This window comes from Vulcanisaeta moutnovskia 768-28, assembly GCF_000190315.1.
In the GTDB taxonomy this organism is placed as follows: Archaea; Thermoproteota; Thermoprotei; order Thermoproteales; family Thermocladiaceae; genus Vulcanisaeta; species Vulcanisaeta moutnovskia.
Genome location: NC_015151.1, coordinates 1,012,813 through 1,034,481 on the forward strand (window position 1 = coordinate 1,012,813; position 21,669 = coordinate 1,034,481).

23 protein-coding genes are annotated in these 21,669 nt (G+C 41.6%); 20 read left to right on the plus strand and 3 right to left on the minus strand.

Annotated elements, in window-relative coordinates; all coding sequences use genetic code 11:
• Positions 1-9: 9 nt before the first annotated feature.
• The 3 genes from VMUT_RS05385 to VMUT_RS12235 are packed head-to-tail and all read right to left on the minus strand — an operon-like array spanning position 10 to position 1,605.
• Positions 10-282, minus strand: a complete 273-nt coding sequence (locus VMUT_RS05385; RefSeq protein ID WP_048056892.1) for a hypothetical protein — start codon at positions 280-282, stop codon at positions 10-12.
• Complete coding sequence (locus VMUT_RS05390) at positions 282-1,001, minus strand: hypothetical protein (protein WP_048056893.1); 720 nt, start codon at positions 999-1,001, stop codon at positions 282-284. Before VMUT_RS05390 ends, VMUT_RS05385 begins: the two co-directional genes overlap by 1 nt.
• Complete coding sequence (locus VMUT_RS12235) at positions 994-1,605, minus strand: DUF8471 domain-containing protein (protein WP_013604409.1); 612 nt, start codon at positions 1,603-1,605, stop codon at positions 994-996. Before VMUT_RS12235 ends, VMUT_RS05390 begins: the two co-directional genes overlap by 8 nt.
• 288 nt (positions 1,606-1,893) lie before the next feature.
• Here VMUT_RS12235 and VMUT_RS05400 point away from each other — a divergent pair, with 288 nt between their 5' ends.
• The 20 genes from VMUT_RS05400 to VMUT_RS05490 all read left to right on the plus strand — a co-directional run bounded on the left by VMUT_RS05400 (position 1,894) and on the right by VMUT_RS05490 (position 21,643).
• Entirely contained in the window at positions 1,894-2,835 is a 942-nt protein-coding gene (locus VMUT_RS05400) for a glycosyltransferase family 2 protein (protein WP_013604410.1), read from the plus strand.
• A gap of 10 nt (positions 2,836-2,845) precedes the next feature.
• Positions 2,846-3,292 (plus strand): hypothetical protein, encoded by a 447-nt coding sequence (locus tag VMUT_RS05405; RefSeq protein WP_158304789.1) that lies wholly within the window; start codon positions 2,846-2,848, stop codon positions 3,290-3,292.
• A gap of 3 nt (positions 3,293-3,295) precedes the next feature.
• Positions 3,296-4,483 carry a glycosyltransferase family 4 protein gene (locus VMUT_RS05410; protein ID WP_013604412.1) on the plus strand — a complete coding sequence of 396 codons (1,188 nt, stop codon included), beginning with the start codon at positions 3,296-3,298 and terminating at the stop codon, positions 4,481-4,483.
• Positions 4,476-5,474, plus strand: a complete 999-nt coding sequence (locus tag VMUT_RS05415) for a Gfo/Idh/MocA family protein (protein ID WP_013604413.1) — start codon at positions 4,476-4,478, stop codon at positions 5,472-5,474. The genes VMUT_RS05410 and VMUT_RS05415 overlap by 8 nt, the downstream gene beginning before the upstream one ends.
• A complete protein-coding gene (locus tag VMUT_RS05420; protein ID WP_148224673.1) occupies positions 5,452-6,321 on the plus strand; it encodes a hypothetical protein in 870 nt (289 codons plus the stop codon). Before VMUT_RS05415 ends, VMUT_RS05420 begins: the two co-directional genes overlap by 23 nt.
• Complete coding sequence (locus VMUT_RS05425; protein WP_048056894.1) at positions 6,318-7,499, plus strand: glycosyltransferase family 4 protein; 1,182 nt, start codon at positions 6,318-6,320, stop codon at positions 7,497-7,499. The genes VMUT_RS05420 and VMUT_RS05425 overlap by 4 nt, the downstream gene beginning before the upstream one ends.
• 3 nt (positions 7,500-7,502) lie before the next feature.
• On the plus strand, positions 7,503-8,576 hold the full coding sequence (locus tag VMUT_RS05430) for a glycosyltransferase family 4 protein (protein WP_013604416.1): 1,074 nt from the start codon (positions 7,503-7,505) through the stop codon (positions 8,574-8,576).
• Positions 8,577-8,621: 45 nt separating this feature from the next.
• On the plus strand, positions 8,622-10,457 hold the full coding sequence (locus tag VMUT_RS05435) for a hypothetical protein (RefSeq protein ID WP_048056895.1): 1,836 nt from the start codon (positions 8,622-8,624) through the stop codon (positions 10,455-10,457).
• Positions 10,457-10,942: a glycosyltransferase family 2 protein gene (locus VMUT_RS05440; RefSeq protein WP_013604417.1), complete on the plus strand. Its 486-nt coding sequence runs from the start codon at positions 10,457-10,459 to the stop codon at positions 10,940-10,942. Before VMUT_RS05435 ends, VMUT_RS05440 begins: the two co-directional genes overlap by 1 nt.
• Positions 10,943-11,104: 162 nt before the next feature.
• A complete protein-coding gene (locus VMUT_RS12645) occupies positions 11,105-11,356 on the plus strand; it encodes a hypothetical protein (protein WP_148224674.1) in 252 nt (83 codons plus the stop codon).
• Positions 11,331-12,026, plus strand: a complete 696-nt coding sequence (locus VMUT_RS05445) for a hypothetical protein (protein WP_048056896.1) — start codon at positions 11,331-11,333, stop codon at positions 12,024-12,026. Before VMUT_RS12645 ends, VMUT_RS05445 begins: the two co-directional genes overlap by 26 nt.
• Positions 12,019-12,936 (plus strand): glycosyltransferase family 2 protein, encoded by a 918-nt coding sequence (locus tag VMUT_RS05450; protein ID WP_013604420.1) that lies wholly within the window; start codon positions 12,019-12,021, stop codon positions 12,934-12,936. The genes VMUT_RS05445 and VMUT_RS05450 overlap by 8 nt, the downstream gene beginning before the upstream one ends.
• Positions 12,933-13,946 (plus strand): glycosyltransferase family A protein, encoded by a 1,014-nt coding sequence (locus tag VMUT_RS05455; RefSeq protein ID WP_013604421.1) that lies wholly within the window; start codon positions 12,933-12,935, stop codon positions 13,944-13,946. The genes VMUT_RS05450 and VMUT_RS05455 overlap by 4 nt, the downstream gene beginning before the upstream one ends.
• Positions 13,939-14,775 (plus strand): FkbM family methyltransferase, encoded by an 837-nt coding sequence (locus tag VMUT_RS05460; RefSeq protein ID WP_013604422.1) that lies wholly within the window; start codon positions 13,939-13,941, stop codon positions 14,773-14,775. Before VMUT_RS05455 ends, VMUT_RS05460 begins: the two co-directional genes overlap by 8 nt.
• On the plus strand, positions 14,776-15,429 hold the full coding sequence (locus tag VMUT_RS12240; RefSeq protein ID WP_013604423.1) for a glycosyltransferase family 2 protein: 654 nt from the start codon (positions 14,776-14,778) through the stop codon (positions 15,427-15,429).
• 23 nt (positions 15,430-15,452) lie between these two features.
• Positions 15,453-15,860: a glycosyltransferase gene (locus VMUT_RS05470; RefSeq protein WP_083805475.1), complete on the plus strand. Its 408-nt coding sequence runs from the start codon at positions 15,453-15,455 to the stop codon at positions 15,858-15,860.
• A gap of 170 nt (positions 15,861-16,030) precedes the next feature.
• Positions 16,031-18,157 carry a hypothetical protein gene (locus tag VMUT_RS05475; protein WP_148224675.1) on the plus strand — a complete coding sequence of 709 codons (2,127 nt, stop codon included), beginning with the start codon at positions 16,031-16,033 and terminating at the stop codon, positions 18,155-18,157.
• Positions 18,097-18,927, plus strand: a complete 831-nt coding sequence (locus VMUT_RS05480; protein WP_237699725.1) for a type IV pilin domain-containing protein — start codon at positions 18,097-18,099, stop codon at positions 18,925-18,927. The genes VMUT_RS05475 and VMUT_RS05480 overlap by 61 nt, the downstream gene beginning before the upstream one ends.
• Positions 18,928-18,954: 27 nt before the next feature.
• A complete protein-coding gene (locus VMUT_RS05485) occupies positions 18,955-20,508 on the plus strand; it encodes an oligosaccharide flippase family protein (protein WP_013604427.1) in 1,554 nt (517 codons plus the stop codon).
• Entirely contained in the window at positions 20,501-21,643 is a 1,143-nt protein-coding gene (locus tag VMUT_RS05490) for a glycosyltransferase (protein WP_013604428.1), read from the plus strand. The genes VMUT_RS05485 and VMUT_RS05490 overlap by 8 nt, the downstream gene beginning before the upstream one ends.
• Positions 21,644-21,669 lie beyond the last annotated feature (26 nt).

Genomic DNA, 21,669 nt, shown 5'->3' on the forward strand with positions numbered 1-21,669 from the left:
GGTGGGCACCTACGCGTAGTACTGAGTTGGTGGCTTCATCAGTATTGGATATATGTACATTGATATTAATATCAAAGAGACCGTAATCAATATACCCATTACTAACACGTTTATTATTCTCACACGTCTATTGGTTGGGTTAAAAATCATCGCTGTTAATATGTAAATAATTGTATATGCAAAGAAGTAGTAATTTACGTTAGTAACCCCTACGTAATAAAGGAATGAGAAAACCACCATAATCAGTAATAATTGTGTTAGGACCATAAGCCTTACAGACATCAGCCACCACCTATAGGCAACCTTACTATGTATATGCTACGTCTATTACTCATGACCTCCTCCCTATCGATATAGACTGGTGTACCTAAGGCTTCGGCCACCACACTAGCCACAACACTTGCAATAGGTGACCCAAGTATTTTTTCCACAATCGTTCCTTCATACATGCGCCTTAATCTCGATCCGGCTATGTCGATTCTAAAACCGTCATGTGTCTCCTGCAGGCTTACCCTCTTGATAAGTGCTAAGTGATTTATTAGGCATGATGTTAAAGAGGTCTGCGGATTGCCGATGCTTATTGCACCAGCATCCCTACACATATTAATCACCTTAGTACCTGGTGTAAACAATAAAATACCTGCTCCAGAAATTCCTAACCTAACGCTTAACTTCAATGGTAGTTTTGTTAATCTAACGCCCTCAGCGATAGTTAACGGTACCAATGCCATGCTTTGCCCAGACTCTATATAGCCAGAGGGTAAATACACCGCGCGTCTAATTATGTTCAATTCTTCAAACATCAACACAATATTATCCCAAGAGTTATAAAGATCAATAGTAGGATCGTTAGACGAACTCTCATCCCACATAAGTACAAGACCTAATGGTATTAATGAGATCCCAATTATTAATATGGGTGATGAATAAAGGGCTAGCAGACTTATCGTAATTATTACTAATCCCACTAAAATGAGGGATATACTTATGTAACTAACCATTGGACTCACACCACTTGCCAATATTCATGTATATTGACGCCTTTCTAGCAAGAGCCAATATAAGCATTATTGACGCCAGAATCGTTAATGCTGCAGATACCGAGTAAACCGTATACTTAAATGGCATATAACTAAGTATAACACCAACAATAGGGATAATAGTAATGCTAAGACCTAATGATAACACGAACCTCTCTAGAGGACTAACTTCATCACCCTTGGGATATACGAACTCAACAACTGCGTAACCAAGTACAAATGTAATAAATATAGCTCCAACAAAATACCTAATGAAGTTGATTACTAGATTATTTACATATATTGATGCAAAGGCAATATACGTAATTGCCAGAGATATCCAAAACCAAAGTGATTCAATGCTAAATAAGTACTGAGCTGCTGAACTTTGTGTATTAAATGCACTTAAATTAATAAGGCCTTTTTTCCATAATAACCATACTTTATATGCAATCAAGTAATCTGGCAGATTGTACTTCCTTGATAAATTACTTATTAAATCGCTAACACTTATACAAGGATTATTATGAATAATCATGAGAATCTCATCATCAAGTTTACCAATACTATTTGCTGAGTTCCCCATAACGTCATGCTTATTCTAAGGTAAGCTGATTTAAATTTTTCTTTCTTTAAAAGAGTACCTGTGTATCTACTTTGGAAATATTTAATCATGATTACGTGCATAATTAATTGAAAATGATACAAATATATATTAATAAAAATAATATATATTACAATGCTTGATAAGAAAATATTTAGTTACTTTGATTCAATAAATAAATAATATTTAGCATAATAATAGAGCCTTTAATTCTCTTTGAATAGAAAAGATTAAAAAGAAATCTCTTCTTGAAAGTGTTATAGTGCCTTTATGGAAGTGAATGTTGTAGAGCAAGGTAGGAGGAATCGTAATCTTGAGCATGCATTCACCGTGGTAATACCTACACTTAATGAGGAGAAGGCCATTGGGCCTGTTTTGGAGGAGGTTCTTGGGATTAAGGTACCCAGGGATTATATATTGGTGGTTGATGGTGGTAGTACCGATAGAACCGTAGATATTGCTATGAAATATGGAGTTAAGGTCATAAGGCAGGAAGGTAAGGGAAAGGCTGATGCGATAAGAACGGCTCTTAAGTATGTTGATACGCCATACATGTTGGTAATGGATGGTGATTATACATACCCTGCCATGTATATCCCAGAATTGCTAAAGACGGCTTTGGAGACTAATAGTGATGAGGTTATTGGTGTTAGGATGATGAGTAATGGTAATCAGAGCTTGATCTATAGGTTTGGTAATTGGTTACTTACGAATTTCTTTAATTTAATCTTTGATTCTTCACTTCATGATGTTTTAAGTGGTATGTACTTGGTTAGGGTTGATGCTTTAAGAGATGCTCTTATGGAGATGAAAAGCTTTAGTGTGGAGGCTGAGATTGCGGCCCATATGGTAAGTACTGGTAAGACCATTACTGAGATACCCATTGAGTATAGGAAGAGACTGGGTGACAAAAAGCTTGGTATTAAGGATGGTCTATTCATATTTAGGGATATAATTAGACTTGCCATGAGGTATAACCCAATGTTCCTACTCTTCTTTATGGGCGCCCTACTAATAATACCTGGACTTTTGTTGGGTGCCTATGTCGGTTATTGGTACATATTCTACGGTATTAAGTACTATCTTAAGGGACTTATCGCAATAATGCTATTTCTAATAGGACTGCAATTTTTAGGAATGGCTATGTTATCGTTATACATAAAAAGGATGGAGTACAGGCTTAGGAAGGCCATTGAATCATTACATAAGTAGGTGTTTCATCATGATCCATATTAATAAGTTAATAATGAGATCTCAAATTCAGGAAAGGGTAATTGAATTAGTAAGGTCATTCTTAAATACAAATCTTAAAAACTGGACGGTCCTAACAAACCCCTCCCCATTAATTAGCGTGAAGCGTAAGGCCGTTAGGATGGGTATTTGGTGGAGAATGCAGCCTTTGAAGAGGGCCTTGCTTGATGCAACAATAATGTTTCTGAGGAGGGGAGGGGTTGTTAGGGCCGTGAGATTAATAAACATGATTAAGGAAATAGTTCAGGAATTACTCACGTACATACTGAGTAGGAAGGTTGTTTTCGTAGCCTATCTGGTTGGCAAGGAGTTAGTGAGGAGGTTCAGAGAGTATCTAGGGATTGTTAATGATGTGAAGTACATAATACATCTTGGGATCCAGTGGTTGAATACACCATTGATCTATAGAGGGCCTTGATAAATGAGGATTTTGGTTGTTAGTAGGTACACGTGGCCTGAGGGTGGAGGAGCCGAACTAGCCACTTGGTACTATCTAAGGGAGATGAGTAAGTACTTCAAGATCACCCTGATCTCCGGCACGAGAAACCCAAGCAGGGATTTACTCAGTAGGGTTAATTACGTATTCCTACCTGGATTAAATAATAGTGGTTTTAAGTTAAAGGATTGGATAATATTAACTAAATATAAGGATTTATTGAGCAGGCTTATTAGGGCTCATGACTTAGTCTATATACCATCTAAGAACATGTATCCTGCAGCGTTACTCGCGAAATCTATAGATCCGAAAAAGCCCGTTGTTATTCATGTGCATGATTATCAACCAATAACATACACAGCCGCAAAGTTTCCCGGCATTGAACCTGGTATTAAGACTGACATTACGTATGAGAGACTCGAGCATTCTATGCTCAAGTCCGTCATTGTTGGTTATCTATCGATTATAAATACCGTAAATAAGCTTGCCGTAAAGTACGCAGACCTGTTAATATTTGTGTCGAAGAGACAAGCGGATTACGTGATGAGTACAATGCCAGAACTTAGAGGTAAGGGTGTTGTTATTTATAACCCACCGTTATCAATAGGCAGGGATTCGAAGAGGTTTAGTGATGAACCTACGGCTATGTTCATGGGTGGTTCATCAAAGACGAAGGGCTTTACATTGCTCATAGGTTCGTTAATTAAAGCCCTAAGGGATGGTGTTAAGGTAAGGGTCTTAGTAACTAATTATATATTAAATGGTATTAAGTTACCAAGTTGGCTCAATGGCATCATACAAGTGCTTGGTAGGATTAGTCATGACGAGTTATTAAGTAAGTTAGGTGAGACCTGGTTTACTGTCCATCCATCCATATATGAGGAGCCACTACCGTACTCGCTTCTTGAGGGTTTGTTCACCCATAATTTAGTTATTGCATCTAGGGTTGGTGGTATACCCGAAATACTCTCTGGAACACCCATGGAGAGTTTCCTGTTTGATCCTCTCAGTATTGATGAATTTACGGAAAAAATTGAACGCTCAGTGAGTCTAGACCCTGGAACTATTTATGATTTATCCGAGAAGTCTATGAAAATCGTAAGTGATAGGCTTGTACAGAGCAGTTCCCGCTTCATACCAATAATTAGCGACCTGGTTAATAACTATGGATAAGGTTAGGGTCGCGATTATAGGCTTTGGGAAGATGGGAGTGCTACATGGTGCGTTAGTAAACGCTACTGGACTTGGCGAGGTTGTGACTATCGTGGATAAGGATGAGAAGATAATCAAGGCATTAAGAAGGCTATTTCGCGGTAGGGTAAGCATTGTGACCAGTATTGATGAGCTAACGGATGTAGATGCTGTATTCATAACCACACCAATACCAACGCACTACGCACTAGCTAAGTCGAGTTTAAAACTAGACATTAAGGGCTTGTTCGTGGAGAAGACGCTTACGGATTCTGGGGCTAAATCGAGGGAATTACTCAAGGATGCCGCGTCAAGGGGCATAGTTAATGCCGTTGGTTTCCAGAAGAGGTTCATACCAACCTTTAGGTACCTAAGGGAGTGGGTTCAAAGTGTTGATGTTTCCCGTATTAAGGCTATCAGGGCATATGCGTATTCAGAGGATTTCCTTGGTGTGAATAGGTCCGTGGGCTTACTCGAACCTAGGGGCGGCGTGCTCAGGGATCTAGCCAGTCACGCTATTGATTTGCTATTCTGGTTATTTGGGTATACCAAGGCTGAGATTCATAATGTCAATATCGAGAAGACCAACGATGCGCCCTGTGGTGAGGTTACGGTGAGGGTGTTGATCAGCGATATCGATACTACTGTGAGTACTTCATGGTGTAAGGAGGGTTATAGGGTTCCTGAGGTTGGCATTGACATAGTTACTGATGATGGTGAAGTAATTGCTAATGATTATGAAGTCGTAATCAAAAACGGTGGCAATATTAAGAAGGTCTATGCCGCAGAGCTTGAGGAACCCGTTAAGTACTTGCTCGGTGCACCTGAGTATTATAGGGAGGTTGAGGAGTTCCTTAAGAGTGTAGTGCGTGGTAAAGGGTTTGATGGCGCTACGTTTAATGACGCAGTATTGATTGATGAGTTCATAGACGAGGCCCTGAGGGTCCATAATGCACGTACTAGTGGGAGATAACCCCTTCCACGGGATTAAGCACCTAGCCCAGTCAGAGGCCAGGTTTAGGGGTGGCGTTAAGGATCTTAGATACGCAATTAAGTTAGTAATTGGCTCTAGGGATGCTGGTGCTGATGGCTTTATGCTCTCAGTGAGTGATACGACACTCTCGATACTCAGCGGCATTAGGAACCACGTTGATAGGAGAAAATTCCTGATCGCAGCCATTGCTCCATACGCCTATGAGTATGTTAGGAAAGCGACTGTGGTCGGTACTGTGGGTTTAGTTAAGGAGTTTGTCGATAATGTTACTAAGTCGTCTAACATCAGGGCTATCTATCATGGCTTTAAGGCTGCGGTGAGTATGGACTTGCTCAATGGATTGAAGGCGTTAATTGATTATGAGCTTGGACGTATTAAAAATGCCTACGGTTCTAAACCGTGGACTTTGATGCTCCATGAGTTAATCGTCGATACGCTAGTACCGTATGGACTTGCCGAGGTCTTGGCAGAGGCCCTTGAGTACATTAGGGGTAGGGGTGTCATCCCTGGTATTGAGACTAGGAACCTACCTACGGTATACAAGGCATTGGGGGAGTACTCAGTAATGGATTATGTCGTGTTTAGTGCGCCGTTTAATAGGGTTGGCTTTCAAATGTCGCCGTCTAAGGAGGCATATGAGGAGTTCGTTAGGAGGTACCCAGGTAAGTTAATAGCCTTTAGTGTGCTGGCCAGCGGTTTGTTGAAACCAAGGGAGGCCCTGGATTACGTGGCCAAGTTCAAGAACGAACTTCTTGGCATTGTTATCGGTGTTTCAAAGGAGGAGCAAGTATCTGTGTTCAAGTTGGCTAGGGAGTTATTAGGATGAGAGTTTTAATGGTTGGTAGGGAGTACCCGCCATACACCGTTGGTGGCGTCGCAACACACACGTACCACTTAACCCAGGCTCTAAGAAGGTTAGGCGTTATCGTTGATGTTATTTCATTCGGAAACCCAGCCAGATCTAATGATGGCGTTATGTTCATAGGACCTAGAAGCGCCATTATTAAGAGGACCAATATTAAGTTTGGTGAAGCATTGGCGATAATGTACGATATCGCTAGGCTAACCCGGATTGTCGATAGTCTGCTGAGGAGGGGTGATTACGATGTTGTTCACGTTCAGGAGCCCTACGTTGGTGGTCTTATAAGGTTTCGTAGTAAGGTTACTACGATACACGACACGAGTTATGGCGAGGTTAAGTCAATATTTACACATGAGGTTAATAGGGATTGGAAGAGGCTTGGTTTTTACCTGGGCCTTGGTTACTTCATGGAGTACTCGTCAATTGCCACTAGTAGGGTTATCATAGCACCATCACCCCAGGTTAAGGATGAGTTGGTGAGCAAATACGGCCTTGATTCACACAGAGTTAGGGTGATAATGAATGGTGTTGATCCTAACAACAAGTATCTTGGCATTAGTAAGGAGGAGGCTAAGAAAATGCTTAGTATTGACAAGCCATTAATATTCACATCATCACAACACGTTGCTAGGAAGAGGCTGGACGTCTTCTTATACGCAATGAAGATGCTTGATGAGTGGGGCATCCTGGATAAGGTTGAGGTTAGGATTGGCGGTAATGGACCATTAAGGCCGATGCTTGAGGATTTAGCGAGGAGATTGGGGATCCTGGGTAGGGTTAGGTTCATGGGTTGGTTAAGTAGGGATCAGTTGGAGCTTCATTATAGGGCTGCCGATGTCTTCGTAATATCCTCGGATTACGAGGCCGGCCCAATAACAATGCTTGAGGCCATGATTGCGGAGACTCCAGTGGTTTCTACTAGGATTAGGGGATTCCCTGAGCTGGCTAGGGATGGTGTTGAGGCGATGCTCGTTAATCCTGGTGACTACGTTGCCATGGCTAAGGCTCTAATTGAGGTTCTGACTAATGAGGACTTGGCGAGGAGACTCGTACGTAATGGTAGGGAGTTCGCCATGAGATTTACTTGGGATAGAGTTGCCGAGAGGACCTTAGGGGTTTATAGGGAGGTCGTGGGTGGTTAGGCCGTGAGGATTCTCCTGGTCGGCCACGCCTACCCACCGTACGCTGGTGGGTTGTCTCATGTGCTGTATAATGTATCGCTTAGACTTGTGTCTATGGGGCATGAGGTTACCGTGCTGGGGCTTAGGTATGGCGGTAATGCACCAAACATAGAGTTACCTAGGTTGAGGGTGATTAGGGCGGTGGGCATAGCGCCTAGGGACTCGTACTTTGCGCCAACTCATGATTTCATAATTAAATTCACCAAGTTAGTTAGGGAGTTCGACCCAGACGTAATCCATATACACAACGTGGGATCCCTAATAACGCCGACCGCGGTTATTCTAAGCAGGTTCTTTAATAATATGGATAGAGTTGTCTTGACACCGCACCATCATGAGGAGGGTAGTAGGATCGATACTAAGGCCATGTGGATGTTATACAAGCCTGTACTTAGGCGAATCCTTCGGGTGATAAATAGGGTACATACCGTATCTCAATTTGAGAGGTTACTCGTGCTTAGGGATTTTGGTATTGATTCCGTTGTCATACCTAATGGTGTCTCTGAGGACGTGTATGACGTTAAGAGGGAGGATCCCGACCTGCCCACTGTTACCTATGCAGGTAGGGTTGAGGAGTATAAGAGGGTTGATTTAGCGGTTAGGGCTGTGGCGAAGGCTCAAGAGTTTTTGGGTGTGAAGATTAGGTTTAAGGTCATTGGTGATGGACCAGCGATAGGTGGTATTAAGAGATTAGCTAGGGAGTTAGGTGTCGAATTGATGCATACTGGTTTTTTACCTAGGGTTGATTATTTAAGGGAGTTGGCTAATTCCACGGTATTCATAAACTTATCCAAGTATGAGGCCTTTAGTATAGTAACCGCAGAGGCGTTGGCACTGGGTCTTCCTGTGGTTATTGCCAGGCCGTGGGGTAGGGTATTCAGTGCCTTTGGTGCATATGTTATTAACCCAGACAATCTGTCCGAGACAGTAAATACATTAGTTAAGGCATTAAGTGAGCCACCAAGCATTAGGGCTAAGATCCCGACCTGGAGCGAAGTTGTTAAAGAGTACGTAAGTAAACTATATTGCGCCAAGTAAGTACTGCTTTAAGCCCTATACCTAGACATTACTGGTGAGTACTAAATGACGTATATAGGGGTTAGGATTGTGGAGTTTGCGGACAAATTATTGAGTAAGATGGACATTACAAGCTTTGGGAAGGCCCTTGTATACATGACTGCATTATTGACCATAGTATTCATAGTTTTAGCCATAATAGCAATACTATCGCTTAGAAGAGGCGCTGCAGCAACGAATGGTGGATTAATGAGAATTAGTAAATATAATAAGTTATTGGAATTATTGATTCTGGCTATATCAACAATAATACCGATATCTGCAGCAGTGCCTATAGACTCGATATATAGATTCTTCGGATACTTCATATTAGCGACAATCAATACGGTATTGATGGCCCTATACATAATGAGCAATGGGCAGAGGAAGTCATATTTACTGTACGGAGCCACCGTGATATTACTAACGGCTGTAGTCTCCGTATTCGTAAAGAACCACTTCTTTGGTTCTACATTCCCGTATAACTTCAAAGACGAACCTCTTTATACGCAAGGAAATCTTACAGAGTATCAAGTAACTGCAATTAAAGGAGGCTTTTATTATTTCATACCCACAGATGCGATTAACCTGGTGACCATAGGCCTCTACACAAACTTAGTGGATCCTCTTGCGGTGCTTTATGATTCATTATTTGCGGTAGTTACCGTGCTCTCGCTAATAGCGTTTTTTGAAAGATTTAGGTTAAGAGGCGCCGTACTGAGTACTTTCCTAATATTTGTGCCACCGCTCTCATTCTTGATAGCTAGGGTTAGTTCATTACCGTATACGGCCTCCGCACTTATGTCACTGGCAATTATGCTCACCGGAGGCTCCATCATGGGCACAGCAGTATTATATGCATTATTTGCGTTAGACGCAATATTCGCGCATCCAGTGGGTCCCGTAGCTATGACCGAATTATTATTAATAGCTTACTTGATAATACCAATGATTAAGATACCACGTGATGAGAAGGCAAGGATTAGGTCAATAATCGGTAAGGCACTGGCTATACTCACGATTATGGAATTCGCATACTGGGTAGGAGTTGATATAGCTATGTTCTTAATAATAATTAAGGTAAATAGAACAATAAATGCCCTTCAACTATTCACAAACACGATAGTTGGTGGAAATACAACAGCATTATACAATATATCACCTACGGTAGCTCCAGGGTACTCAAGCCCGGAGGTTAGGGTTTTCTCGTACATATGGGCATTTCCCATAGCCCTCTCACTGGTGTTGATTGCATTAATCATAATCTACGGTATTAATAGAATGAATAAATTAAATACTATGAATTGGTTAGGGCTTGTCATAGGATTCTCGTCCTCGCTATCCTCAATATTAGCCACGGCATTTGGTTATGCAGATTACACAGCCGGGTTAACCACAGGTCAGTACCTATTACCCGTAGCGTATCTATTAGCTCTAATCGGTGCCACAACAATGATAAGCATATTCCTTAGAAGTAAGTCGAGAATTATCGCGGTAGTATTTACGTTATTATTCGCAATATTCGTATTCTTAGGAGTATACTCCCCTGACTGGGCGCCTATTGAGAACTCATCAATATTCCATGTAATGGCTATGGTACACCCATACTATATACCCCTAGAATCTAAACAATTAAGCCCAGTAATACCGAAAAGCACACCGTTTTACGCACAGGATGGATTACCCTTTGGTAGTCAGGGCAAAATACCATCAGCATACATACTCCAAGACTTCTCAACATGTAATTACGATACATTTCTCGGTGTGTATATGAGTCAGGTACCACAATGCGTACTTAATAATGGCGATTTATCACTAATGACAACGCAGGGCTATGCAATATTAACACCAATCAATCACTAATGAATGAAAAACCATACATAACAATCTGCGGAACAACATACCAAACAGCAAAAACATTAGATGCAAGCCTATCATCGGTCGTCAACGTATTCAACGAGTTAGGAGTACCGTACGAAGTGGTGATAATCGATAACTACTCAACAGACGGAACATACGAAAAACTACTGGAGTGGTCAAGGAAAATACCACTCAGGGTTTACAGATACAAATGCTCCCGAGGACTAGGAAGAGCACTATGCGTCAGGCTTGCCCGTGGTAAATACATATTCATGATAGACCTGGACAGGATATATAATACAAACGCCTTGACCAAGCTAATAAAGTGCCATTTTATCATTAGCGAGAAGCTAAATATTGAATGCACAGGGTTTGGTAATAAGGACCCGATCATTAAAACTAATTATAGGGATTTGAATAGGGCTGAGGATACCGACTTGTTTGCAAGATCAATAAAAACGGCGCACTATCACTACATATTCCGCTAGATGAACCATTATATAGGGAAATAAGGCTTTCCCATACGCACATAGGCTTTTTGTTACAAACATCCGTATCCGAGTTAAGATACGTAGCAAATATAGCGAATTACCTACAAAGAATCATGAGAAACGTACTCGACTTCCTAACTGGCGGAGCGTACATTGGCCGTGTCATTTCTACTCCTAATACTTCACCTAAGAGGAGTGCCTAGGTACGAAGTATCTAAACTCCTAAGCAATCACCTACTTATGGAACTCCATGTATCACTAATATCAATATTATCCAAGAAATTACTCAGCAACCTATGCATGGATAATAATTATGACTATAAAAACGACATAGCAGACATCGTTAAGGACCCAGTATTTAGGTATGCATGGACAATGTACTCATATGAGAGGAAGATTCATAGTAATTGATGGACCAATAGCCAGTGGGAAAACGACAATCAAGTACATGATAAAGGAGCTAATCAAAGAACCGTCAATAGCGATTACCCAATCACCATACGCACTATTGACATATGCTATAACCAAAGCATTGGCAACTTTAATAACCAAGGATAAAAAAGTGAAGGAAATATATCCATTAACCTACTTGGAAATGGCTAAGCCGCAATTGCTGGCTAAAATACTGAAATTACTCATAGCAATGGACCTACTCCAATCAATAGTCATAGCCACGGCATCAAAGATAATGAACCTAATGGGCATAAACGTATTAATAGAGGACTACCTACCAACAATAATCCTAGACCACATAGAATATGCAAGACTATACATGGAAGACCACGAACTAGACAGGGATAGGGCAATTAAAGCGCTGTACAAATTATCATTAACCCTAATGAACATGCTTACGCCCATAGCAATATATGTACATGCCAACACCAAAACGAGACTAAGCAGGAGCATCAATAGGGGTTATAGGATTGTGAACCCAGATATACTACACGATAACCTAAGGAGCAAGGCATTACTAACCGTGATGAGACTATCAATGGGTAACAATGTACATGTAATCAACAACAACGGCCCACTAAGCGAGACAAGGAGACAATTAATCGATATTGTGGCGAAAAATGATTAGCGACTGCCTACTATCAATAATAGTCGTAGCACTAAACGAGGAGAAGAGACTACCAACACTGCTGAAATCAATAAGTAACGAGGCAAGCAATAATGACATCCAGGTAATAATGATTGACAACGGCTCAACAGACCGCACATACAAAGTAATGCAGGAATACGCAGGAACTCGTAAAAACGTAAAGGTAGCAATAATAAGAGGACCGCTTGGACATGCATGGAATGAGGCGTTGAAAATGGCAGACTGCGAATACGTAATGTTCCTTGGCGCTGACATGTACCTGCCAAGGGGTTGGTATGAGAGAATAAGGAAACTATTGAGCAGGGGTAGGTACGATGCCGTAGTCGCCAGGTTAATACCACTATTTAGGTACCAAGGACCACTGAACAACTACGACCTAGCCTACTTCCTGGGCGACACGGCAAGTGACGGTCCCTGGAGAGAGCCAACATTCCACAGCGGTGGGTTAATAGTGAGGAGGAATGCGGCCCTTAAGGTGGGCTTTAAGCCATTACCCACGTCTGAGGATGGGGAGTTCTCATTTAGATTCCTAAGGGCCGGGTACCATACTTACTACTTCCCAAGCCAGCACTACGTATTTGATGAGCATTACTATGACGTAAAAACAATGATGAGCTACTACAGGAAGCTAGGAACATCACTAATAGTCCTAATAAGAAGCACAGGCGCACTATCAGTACTAAAGATGATGATAAGGACGGTGATGGAACCACTAACACCGCACTACCTAATAATTAGGTATAGAAAGGCAAGGAAGTACGTACCGATCAAGTACACGACATGGATCGCGGCAGGACTAGTGAGGATATACGCAATACTAACCTCAATAATACTGCACACAATACTACTAAAACCAATACCAACAAAAATAATCAGAACAAAACTATGAAGATATTAATAGGCATACCAACATACAGTAACTCAAGGTTCGGCTATACGATTCGTCAGACCCTAGAAGCCTTAGTCAATCAATCCTTCAAGGACTTTCGTGTTTTAGTTGTTTATAAGCCGAGTCCTGGTGATAGGACTTTGGACGTTGTTGATGAGTTCAAGGACAAACTCGACATAGAGGTCAAAATACAAAGCGATGGGTACTTCGAAGAAGCCCTAAACATGATATATGAGGTCGCCAAGGACTACGACATAACACTAACAACAGACGACGACGCAACACCAACAAAAACCTGGATCGAGGAGCACATAAAATTCCACAAAAACCACGAAAAAATAGGAATTGCGCAGGGTATTGTAATACCGAGTCGTAATTATTGTTATGAATCCTGGTATCTACCTAGATCGTTGATTGGTTATCATAAACCATTACTGAAGGAATTGAATGATTACAGCACTATCGTTAATGATATGGGATTGCTTGCGTGTAAAGGTAAATGGAGAGACTATAGGTTTAATAATAGGGGTTATGTATTATCTATTGAGATTCGTGGAGTAAATATGAGCCTTAAATCTAGATCATACATTGACGGCTTTGCTTTACCAGGATACACGAAGAGAGGGTTGCATAATGAGACCTTGCTTGCCTTACATTACGTTAGGCAAGGATTACATAGTGCTTTATTCAACGGCGGCATCGTTAACCATTTAAAGAGAGATTCATTGTCAAGACCTAGAAGTCCCATATCGAGATTTATGACAACGTTGGAAAGTCATTTACTTCCCTACGGCATTTATTATTATGGCTTTAAACTAAACATGAGAAAACTTAAGCTATATTATGGAGTCATTGATTTATATAGTAAGTTTAGAAAAACATTATTATCAAAAACCTATGCCATAGGACTTAAGCTGGCAATCGAAGCTATAAGTAGTGATTATGAACCGAGCGAAGTAAGGAGTAAGTTATTAGAGATTGAGAAAAACGCAAAGGCGAGGTATGAGTAAGTTTTACGAGTTACTTGGGAGGAAAGCACGTGGATTATTATTCACGTTAAGAACCATGGGTCCTTATTACGTGTTTAGGGAGGTCGTTAGGAGACTGCTTGGTGTTCCCTATACTTATCGTGGAATTACGATTGATAACGTTAAGACCTTTAAATTGATCAGTAGTTTACTCTATCTCGGTATCGATTTTGGGCGTGATGGCGATGACTACTTCGTTAAGACTAAGTATGGGGTAATCTACGGGAAGGTACCTGATATTTTGTTAACATTCACTTTTGAATTTGAAAATGATTATTTAGTGCTTGACGTGAAGAATAAGGTTGTAATTGACGTTGGTGCTTACCTTGGTGATACAGCATTAGCTTTCTTAAATTGGGGCGCTAGAGTAGTTTATGCCTATGAACCTATCTCTCGCTTCTATGAGGGCCTTGTTAAAACGATTAGGGCTAATGGTGTTGAGGATAGGGTTAAGGTGTTTAATTATGGTTGGTGGTTCTATAATGGTACATTAAGGCTGAGGCTCGGTTACATAGGTACGGGTGCGTTGCCTGGTGATGTCGAGGTTAGGGTCGTTGATTCGACCGAGGAGTTGTTAAGGATTGGTAGGGATATTGGTAATGACTTTGTTGTTAAGATGGATTGTGAGGGTTGTGAATACTCACTATTAACTGTGCCCTGCAAGGCTCTAAGGCTTGCTAGACAATACGTTATTGAGGTACATGGTGCATTAACGCCATTGATCTATAAGTTTATTAACTGTGGGTTTAAGTACGAGGTCGTTAGGCAAACAGGGAAGCGCCTATTCATCGTTAATTTCACTAGAGATTAAATGGGTAGACCCTTCATTTCTGTTGTTACGGCCTATAGTAGGCGTGAGTTCCTTAAGTACGCTGTAAAGTCCGTGATTAATCAAACCCTGGACAAAAGTCTCTATGAAATAATCGTTGTGAAGAACTTCAGGGATCCGGAGGTCGATCATGCAGTCAAGAGCAATAGGAGTAAAATAATCGAGGCAGGTGACGAACCAGTAGGCAAGTACCTAGCAACAGGAATAAACGAATCAGAAGGCGAAGTAATAGCATTCCTTGACGATGATGACATTTTCCATAGCCGCAAACTAGAACGATTATTCAAAGTGTTTAATTATGATCTTGATTACTACCACCATAATCTTATTGCAATTAATGAGCTAGGGGATATCTTGCCCCTTGATATTGATAGGGTTAATGAGTACTTAAGGCTCGTCAGTATTAATGATAGAATTAAGGCAGTTAAGATGTATGGGTTTAAGTGCGGTAGTGGTATGAGCGCCATAGTTGTACGTAATCGATTAGCCATCATGCTTTCAAAGTACATAATGCATCATGTAATTGACGCTCCAGACTTCATAACCTACGCCTTCGCATTAGATTACGGTAAAGTACTAATACATGAACCACACGGTCTCGCATTCTATAGAATTCATGGAAAAAAATACCAGTAGGGGTTTTGAGGGCGACTTGAGAAATTCATGATAAGGGTGCCCACCTCATTCCTGAGATTGCCAGGAGACTTAGTGGTATTACTATTCATGTTATGGGTGATGGATACCTTAGGGACTATATAATAAGTGCCTCTAGGAAGTATGGTAACATTGTTTATCATGGTTTTGTTAGTAATGAGGAGAAGGTTAAGATAGTTAGTAATTCGTTCTTGGTAATAATGCCTATTAATTGGGTTGAGTTATACTCATATACCGTTGTTGAGTCTTTTGCTATGGGTAAGCCTGTGGTCTCCTTTGGTGTTGGTGGTCCTAAGGAGTTGATTGAGGATTCTGGTGCAGGGCTTTTGGCTAGGCCCTTTGATGTTGATGATTTTATTAGTAAGGTTAGGTATTTGCTTGGTAATGAGGATTTAGTTAGAGATGGGTGTTAGGGGTAGGTCGTTTGTTGAGCGACTTACTGTTGATTCGTATGTTAAGAGAGTGTTGGAAATTTATCGTGAGGTTTCACATTAGGTTTATTTGGTTTCTCTTTCAATTTGTTTGGTTGAGAGGGTTTTTATTTCAGTTTCTGAATGTTTCATAGTTGTGAAACTGAAAGGTGGTGCCCATGGTTAATATTGAGCGTAGGAAGTTGCTTGAGTCACTGTTTATGGCAGGATCAGTAACTGCCTTACTAGGTGCATTACCTGAGATAGTTAGGGCTTATAGTCCTAGTAATATTATTATTGATCCTAGGTCAATAGGTAATATGCAGACAATTCCATCTAAGTGCGACGTGCATGTTCAGCCGCCGAAGAGCCCCACCGGTCAGTCTCAGCCTATGGTTGTTGCTGCTGATGGCACTGTGATTGTTGATTCCAGCGGTACTATTGTGAACAGCCTCGGTTGTTGGTCAACATACACAAATTATGCGAAGTCTTCGTATTCCTCATTTACGTGTCCAGGTGGTCAGACGTTGACGTCCGGTATTCAGGAGGCTATCAACTACATAATTAACACTAAGGGCAGTGCCGGTGGTGTTGTTTGTATTGCTCCGGGTACGTACTATGTTACGTCAATATACAGCACAGCGATTAGTAACAGTGTTGGGTTGGTGCTTGAGGGGTTGGGCAACATAGCCTTCGTGGGCTCTGGAATGGACAAAACAATCATTCAGTTCCAGAGGGTTCAGTACCTGCCGTACTTCTTCGACCTATATAACGCCAGCAACATAACCGTTCGAGACCTCACGTTACTAGCCTACGACACAAACAACAATCCTGGGCAGGGAATGTTCCTGGCTAACACGGATGGCTTGCTGATTGAGAACGTGCATTACAAGGGCAATGCGATACTGAACACGGGCCAATACCCATGGGCATCATGCCCATCAACGGGGTGCTCGGGAGGCTTAACCAACACATTTAATTTCGGTAAGCCCAACACGAACATAGTACTGCGTGGGAGCATACTCGAATTAAGCCACGCCCAGTTTAACCTACGCTTCACCCAGAACGTGCTTATTGAGGACAACATATTTAGGTACAGCGTTGGCGACCACCTAATAATCAGCTACAACAACATACCGCAGGAGCAGTGGATACCCGTCACTAATGTCGTGATTAGGAACAACAAACTCCTATGGGCTGGCGACACGGCGATAGACTTCATAAGCCTTCACGGCGGTCACGTGATTGAGGGCAACTACATAGAGACCGCTGGGAACGCCATACTCCTCTTCAGCCAGGTGGAGACTGACCTAGTCATCAACAACGTGATTAAGCAGGTAACCGGTGCGGAGAACGGGATAACCACCGGGTTCGAGGCTACTGCAAACCCAGGCGCGTTAATAATGAACAACAGGCTCTACAACAGCCCTGCGATTATTGGCAGGTACATAATCAACAACTACTGCGAGAATTGCGGCGGCATATACACATACCCCGGCACAGGCGAGGACTGGTTCATATTCGGTAACACACTGAAGAACACGCCATTCGGCATCAGGTGCGGTGGTTTGTACACGGTGAATGGTTGCACGGGGGTAGTGGCTAACAACAGGCTATACATGTACGGGCCGGCAGGACCAATGAGTAGCAGTATATTCGACTTCAGGGGCCCGATACACGACACGTTGATAGCCAACAACTACATAGAGGGCCCACCACTGAGCACGAGCCTGCCAGGGGGTCTCGGCTGCAGCGGTTACTACATGCCCTATGGAATAAACCTGGGGATACACAGCGCAAGTGTGAACAACGTAATCACGGGGAACACGATACTGAACGCCAAGTGCGCATACCCACTTGAGGGTAAGGTGGACCCATGCATGTGCGGGTTCAGCGGGATGTCAAGCGCCTGCGGCACAGCTTGGTTACCAATAGTCGTTGCAAGCCCCAACAACTACATATTCGGGAACACAGCATACGCAACAGGCGGGCAGTACAACTACGGCAACCTATACCCAATACCGCCTGGCATATTGAAACTACTCCTTACGCCCGGAACCCCAGTCCAAAACCCATACCCATTCGACACCGAATTGGACATACCGATAAGCGCAACGTCAACACCAGCCAACGTGCAGGTATACATAGGGCCAAGCCAATCACAACTAACCCTAGCCATACAGAGACAGTACAGCAGTACCGGCATAGACACAATAAGCATTAAGTTACCGGCGGGTTGGTGGATACAGGTAAATACAACAAACACAGCCATAGGAACCCCAGTGGTGGTTGGCTTATGAGGCATACCGGTATTAGTAATGTCATCGCCACAGTACTTCTCATAGCCGTTGCCATGGCCTTGGTCGCTGCTTTAGCGTCCTTTGTTTTTGGTATCCTAGGGAACACCGTTAGGAATCCTAATTGGCCGTTGATGTATTATTCATTATATAATAATTACACGTCCCTTAAGAGAAATTACACATTATTATTTCAACAGTACGAGGAACTTCAGAGTAAGTATGAACAACTTCTAAACAAGGCCGTTCAGTGTTCATGCGTTAATGATGTATACGCAACGTCCACGACTAACTCATTGCAAGGGACCTTGACAAATAGTCAGAATACGACCCTTAATAATTCTAATAATACTAATACGAGTCCCTTGGGTTATGATTATGACTCATTGTTTATGTACCCCAGCTACTTTACTTATGAAATATCGAATATAAGTACCTTCTTTATTGTCTTGACTATCCATAATGGTTTGAATACGACGGTTACATTATATAACATCACTATATATGTTAATAATGACGTCATCGGCAACGCAACCATTGGTGCTACTTATAGTGTTAATTCTACTGATGATATATTGATAGCGTTATTCCCTGGCACTAGAATTGGTGAATCGTCATCATTAGGGAATTACTTCAATAATGAGGTGATTCTATTCAATTCCACCTTACCTACGAACATTACGGCCATAAACGTATTGATTGGTTACGGCTATGGCAATAAGACATTCACCTATAGTTATGCCATTAATCAAAGCACAATGCTTAATACTTAATGGTAATAGTTCGAGAATTCCTGAGATATGGGTATTGTAGGTAAGAGAGCAGCGTCAAGCATATTTTATGGAGTTACCGGCAGTATTGCATCAACATTGGTAGCATTTGCTGGTAGTGTTGTTCTTGCTAGGCTGCTTGGACCTAACTATTATGGTCTAGTCTATGCACTGGTAGCCCTACCTCAATCACTAGTTGGCCTTGTCGATCTCGGTCTCAGCGGCATTATTGTTAGGTATGGTTCTAGGAATGAGTGGGATACTGCCTTATCGGCTGCATTTTTACGAACGACACTCGTAATAATAATGACCACGGCATTCCTATTATTATCCAGGTATATAGCCTATGTATTCAAAAGGCCATATATAATACATTACATGCTTTTCGTCACACTTTACTTCTTTGCGTATTCCCTCGCATTAATGATGGAGGCACTTGTGGGCGCGCTGGGACTATTCCGTGTCACTAATGCTATGATTGTAACCAGAACCACCGTTAGGGTATCGATTGCCATAGTACTTGTCATACTTGGCTTTGGCGCTATTAGTGTTATAATAGGCTTGATAATTGGGTACTTGCTTGAAGCGTCGGTATTGGCATCAATAGCTATTTATAAGTTACGGCAAAGAATAATTCAGTTAATTCGCGATACTAAGAGATTATCTCGTGGCATACGTGAGGTGATAGTGAAAATGATGCCGTTAATTGCGAACGTTGTTGTTAGTTCGATAGTATCTCCCGTAATTTCTACGTTGCAGATTAGGTACTCGAATAATGAGCTTCTTGGGAATTTTAATGTGTCATCTAACATAGCCGCTATCCTTGATAGAATAGCCAATACAGTTAGTGGTGGCGTAACTTACGGCATAACCGCATCTAAGGATCCAGATACTATTAATAAGTCCTTCATAAAGGGGTCAATGTACTCGATATTAATAATCGGATTCTTTTCCATTGGTGCTCTTGTTTTTGCCAATAAACTTACCGCTGTTCTTTACGGGAGTACCTATAAATATGCCTACCTAATGCTTATGCTGCAATCAGTTACGTTGCTTGGCGCAGTTTTTGGACAAAATACTTCGTTTCTATGGGCAGTTGGTGACACGAGATTGATAGGCTTACTTGGTGTAATCAACGCCCCGGTTTCTCTAGGTGCTGCCGTGATTTTGATCATGAAATTTGGCGGTGTTTGGGGGTCCCTATATACATTCATATTTAGCTCTTACTTTGGCAATATTCTCTCCCTCATATTAACATACAAAGTACATAAAGCTCTTCCTGACCTTAAATCTAATTTACGTGCATTAGTACCGAGCTTACTATCTGGCGCCATTATTTACCCATTCACATTATTCCTTACTCCGAAAATATCACTGCTACTGGCTATACCATATACATTATTATTTGCCTTATTTACGGCGTTGTTTCTCAGGGCTAAAGAGATTAATGAGTTAATAAGGGTAGTGGCTGCAGATAGAATGTTAAGTCTAATTCTGCGTAAACCATTACTATTAATATTGAGGATTAATACCTACTTATACAATATGGGTTGGCTGCAGGAAAGGCTGCGTTATGATGAATAATAGGGAGATCAGGGTTGGGATAATACATAAGTCAATATTTAGCCGACACGGCGGTGGAGGGGCTGAGATATTCTCCTTAGAATTAGCCTCAGCATTGAAGGAGTTAGGGTTCAGGGTTATTTACATAGCAGGAGATGAATATAACTGGGGGTATTATAGGAAGATTAGCGGAGTTAATGTCAAGATTGATGGTGAAATTTTGTTTCGTAATCCGCCATTATTTAAGGCATATGATGAGTTCATTGATATGCTAAGACTTAATAGCATGCGTAGGGAAATTGATATTTTGATAAATACCAATGGTGGCGTTAAACCCATACCTTTTGTTGATATTACGTACATTCACTCACCATTATTATTCAACATGTGGTATTCGTGGCCTTCCATATACAAGGCATACCTATTTCCTCGCAATGCTATTCTCAAATCATTCGCTAAGCATAACATGTTGGGACTCATACTAACTAATTCTAGGTTTACAAAGATAGAAATTAAGAAGGTGATGGGGCTCGACTCAATAGTTCTTTATCCACCTATCGATGTGGAGAGGTACATGAAGTATTCAAATAATGAGAAGAGGGAAAGGCTCGTTATCTCAATTGGTAGGTTTTCACCAAAAAAGAGGTATGAAGATCTTATCGAGATTGCGAGTAGGGTTAAGGATGTCAAGTTCGTAATAATTGGTGCCGTTTCTGACGTGAACTATATGAGGAGAATTACCAGGCTAATTAAGGAGAAGGGCCTTAGTAATGTTATCGTTAAGCCTAACGCATCATTCCAGGAAAAACTGGAACTTTTGAGTAGGGCTAAGGTTTATCTCCATACGGCACGTAATGAGAGGTTCGGCATATCCATAGTGGAGGGTATGGCCGCAGGCTGTGTACCCGTGGTATATAGGAGCCGTGGCCCCTGGTTAGACATACTTGAGGAGAGACAGGGTGTTTATGGATTTGCATATAGGGACCTTGACGAGGCAGCCTCTATGATTGGCAATGTGTTGGATAATGACGTATTGTGGAGGGAGATCCTGATTAATACTAGGTCTCATGTACTTAAATTCTCAAGAAACGCCTTTAAGAGGAAGCTCATGATGATTATGAAAGAAACTTTAGCGACCCGAAATCATTATGATTAGGCATTATTTAGATAATGAATACCCAA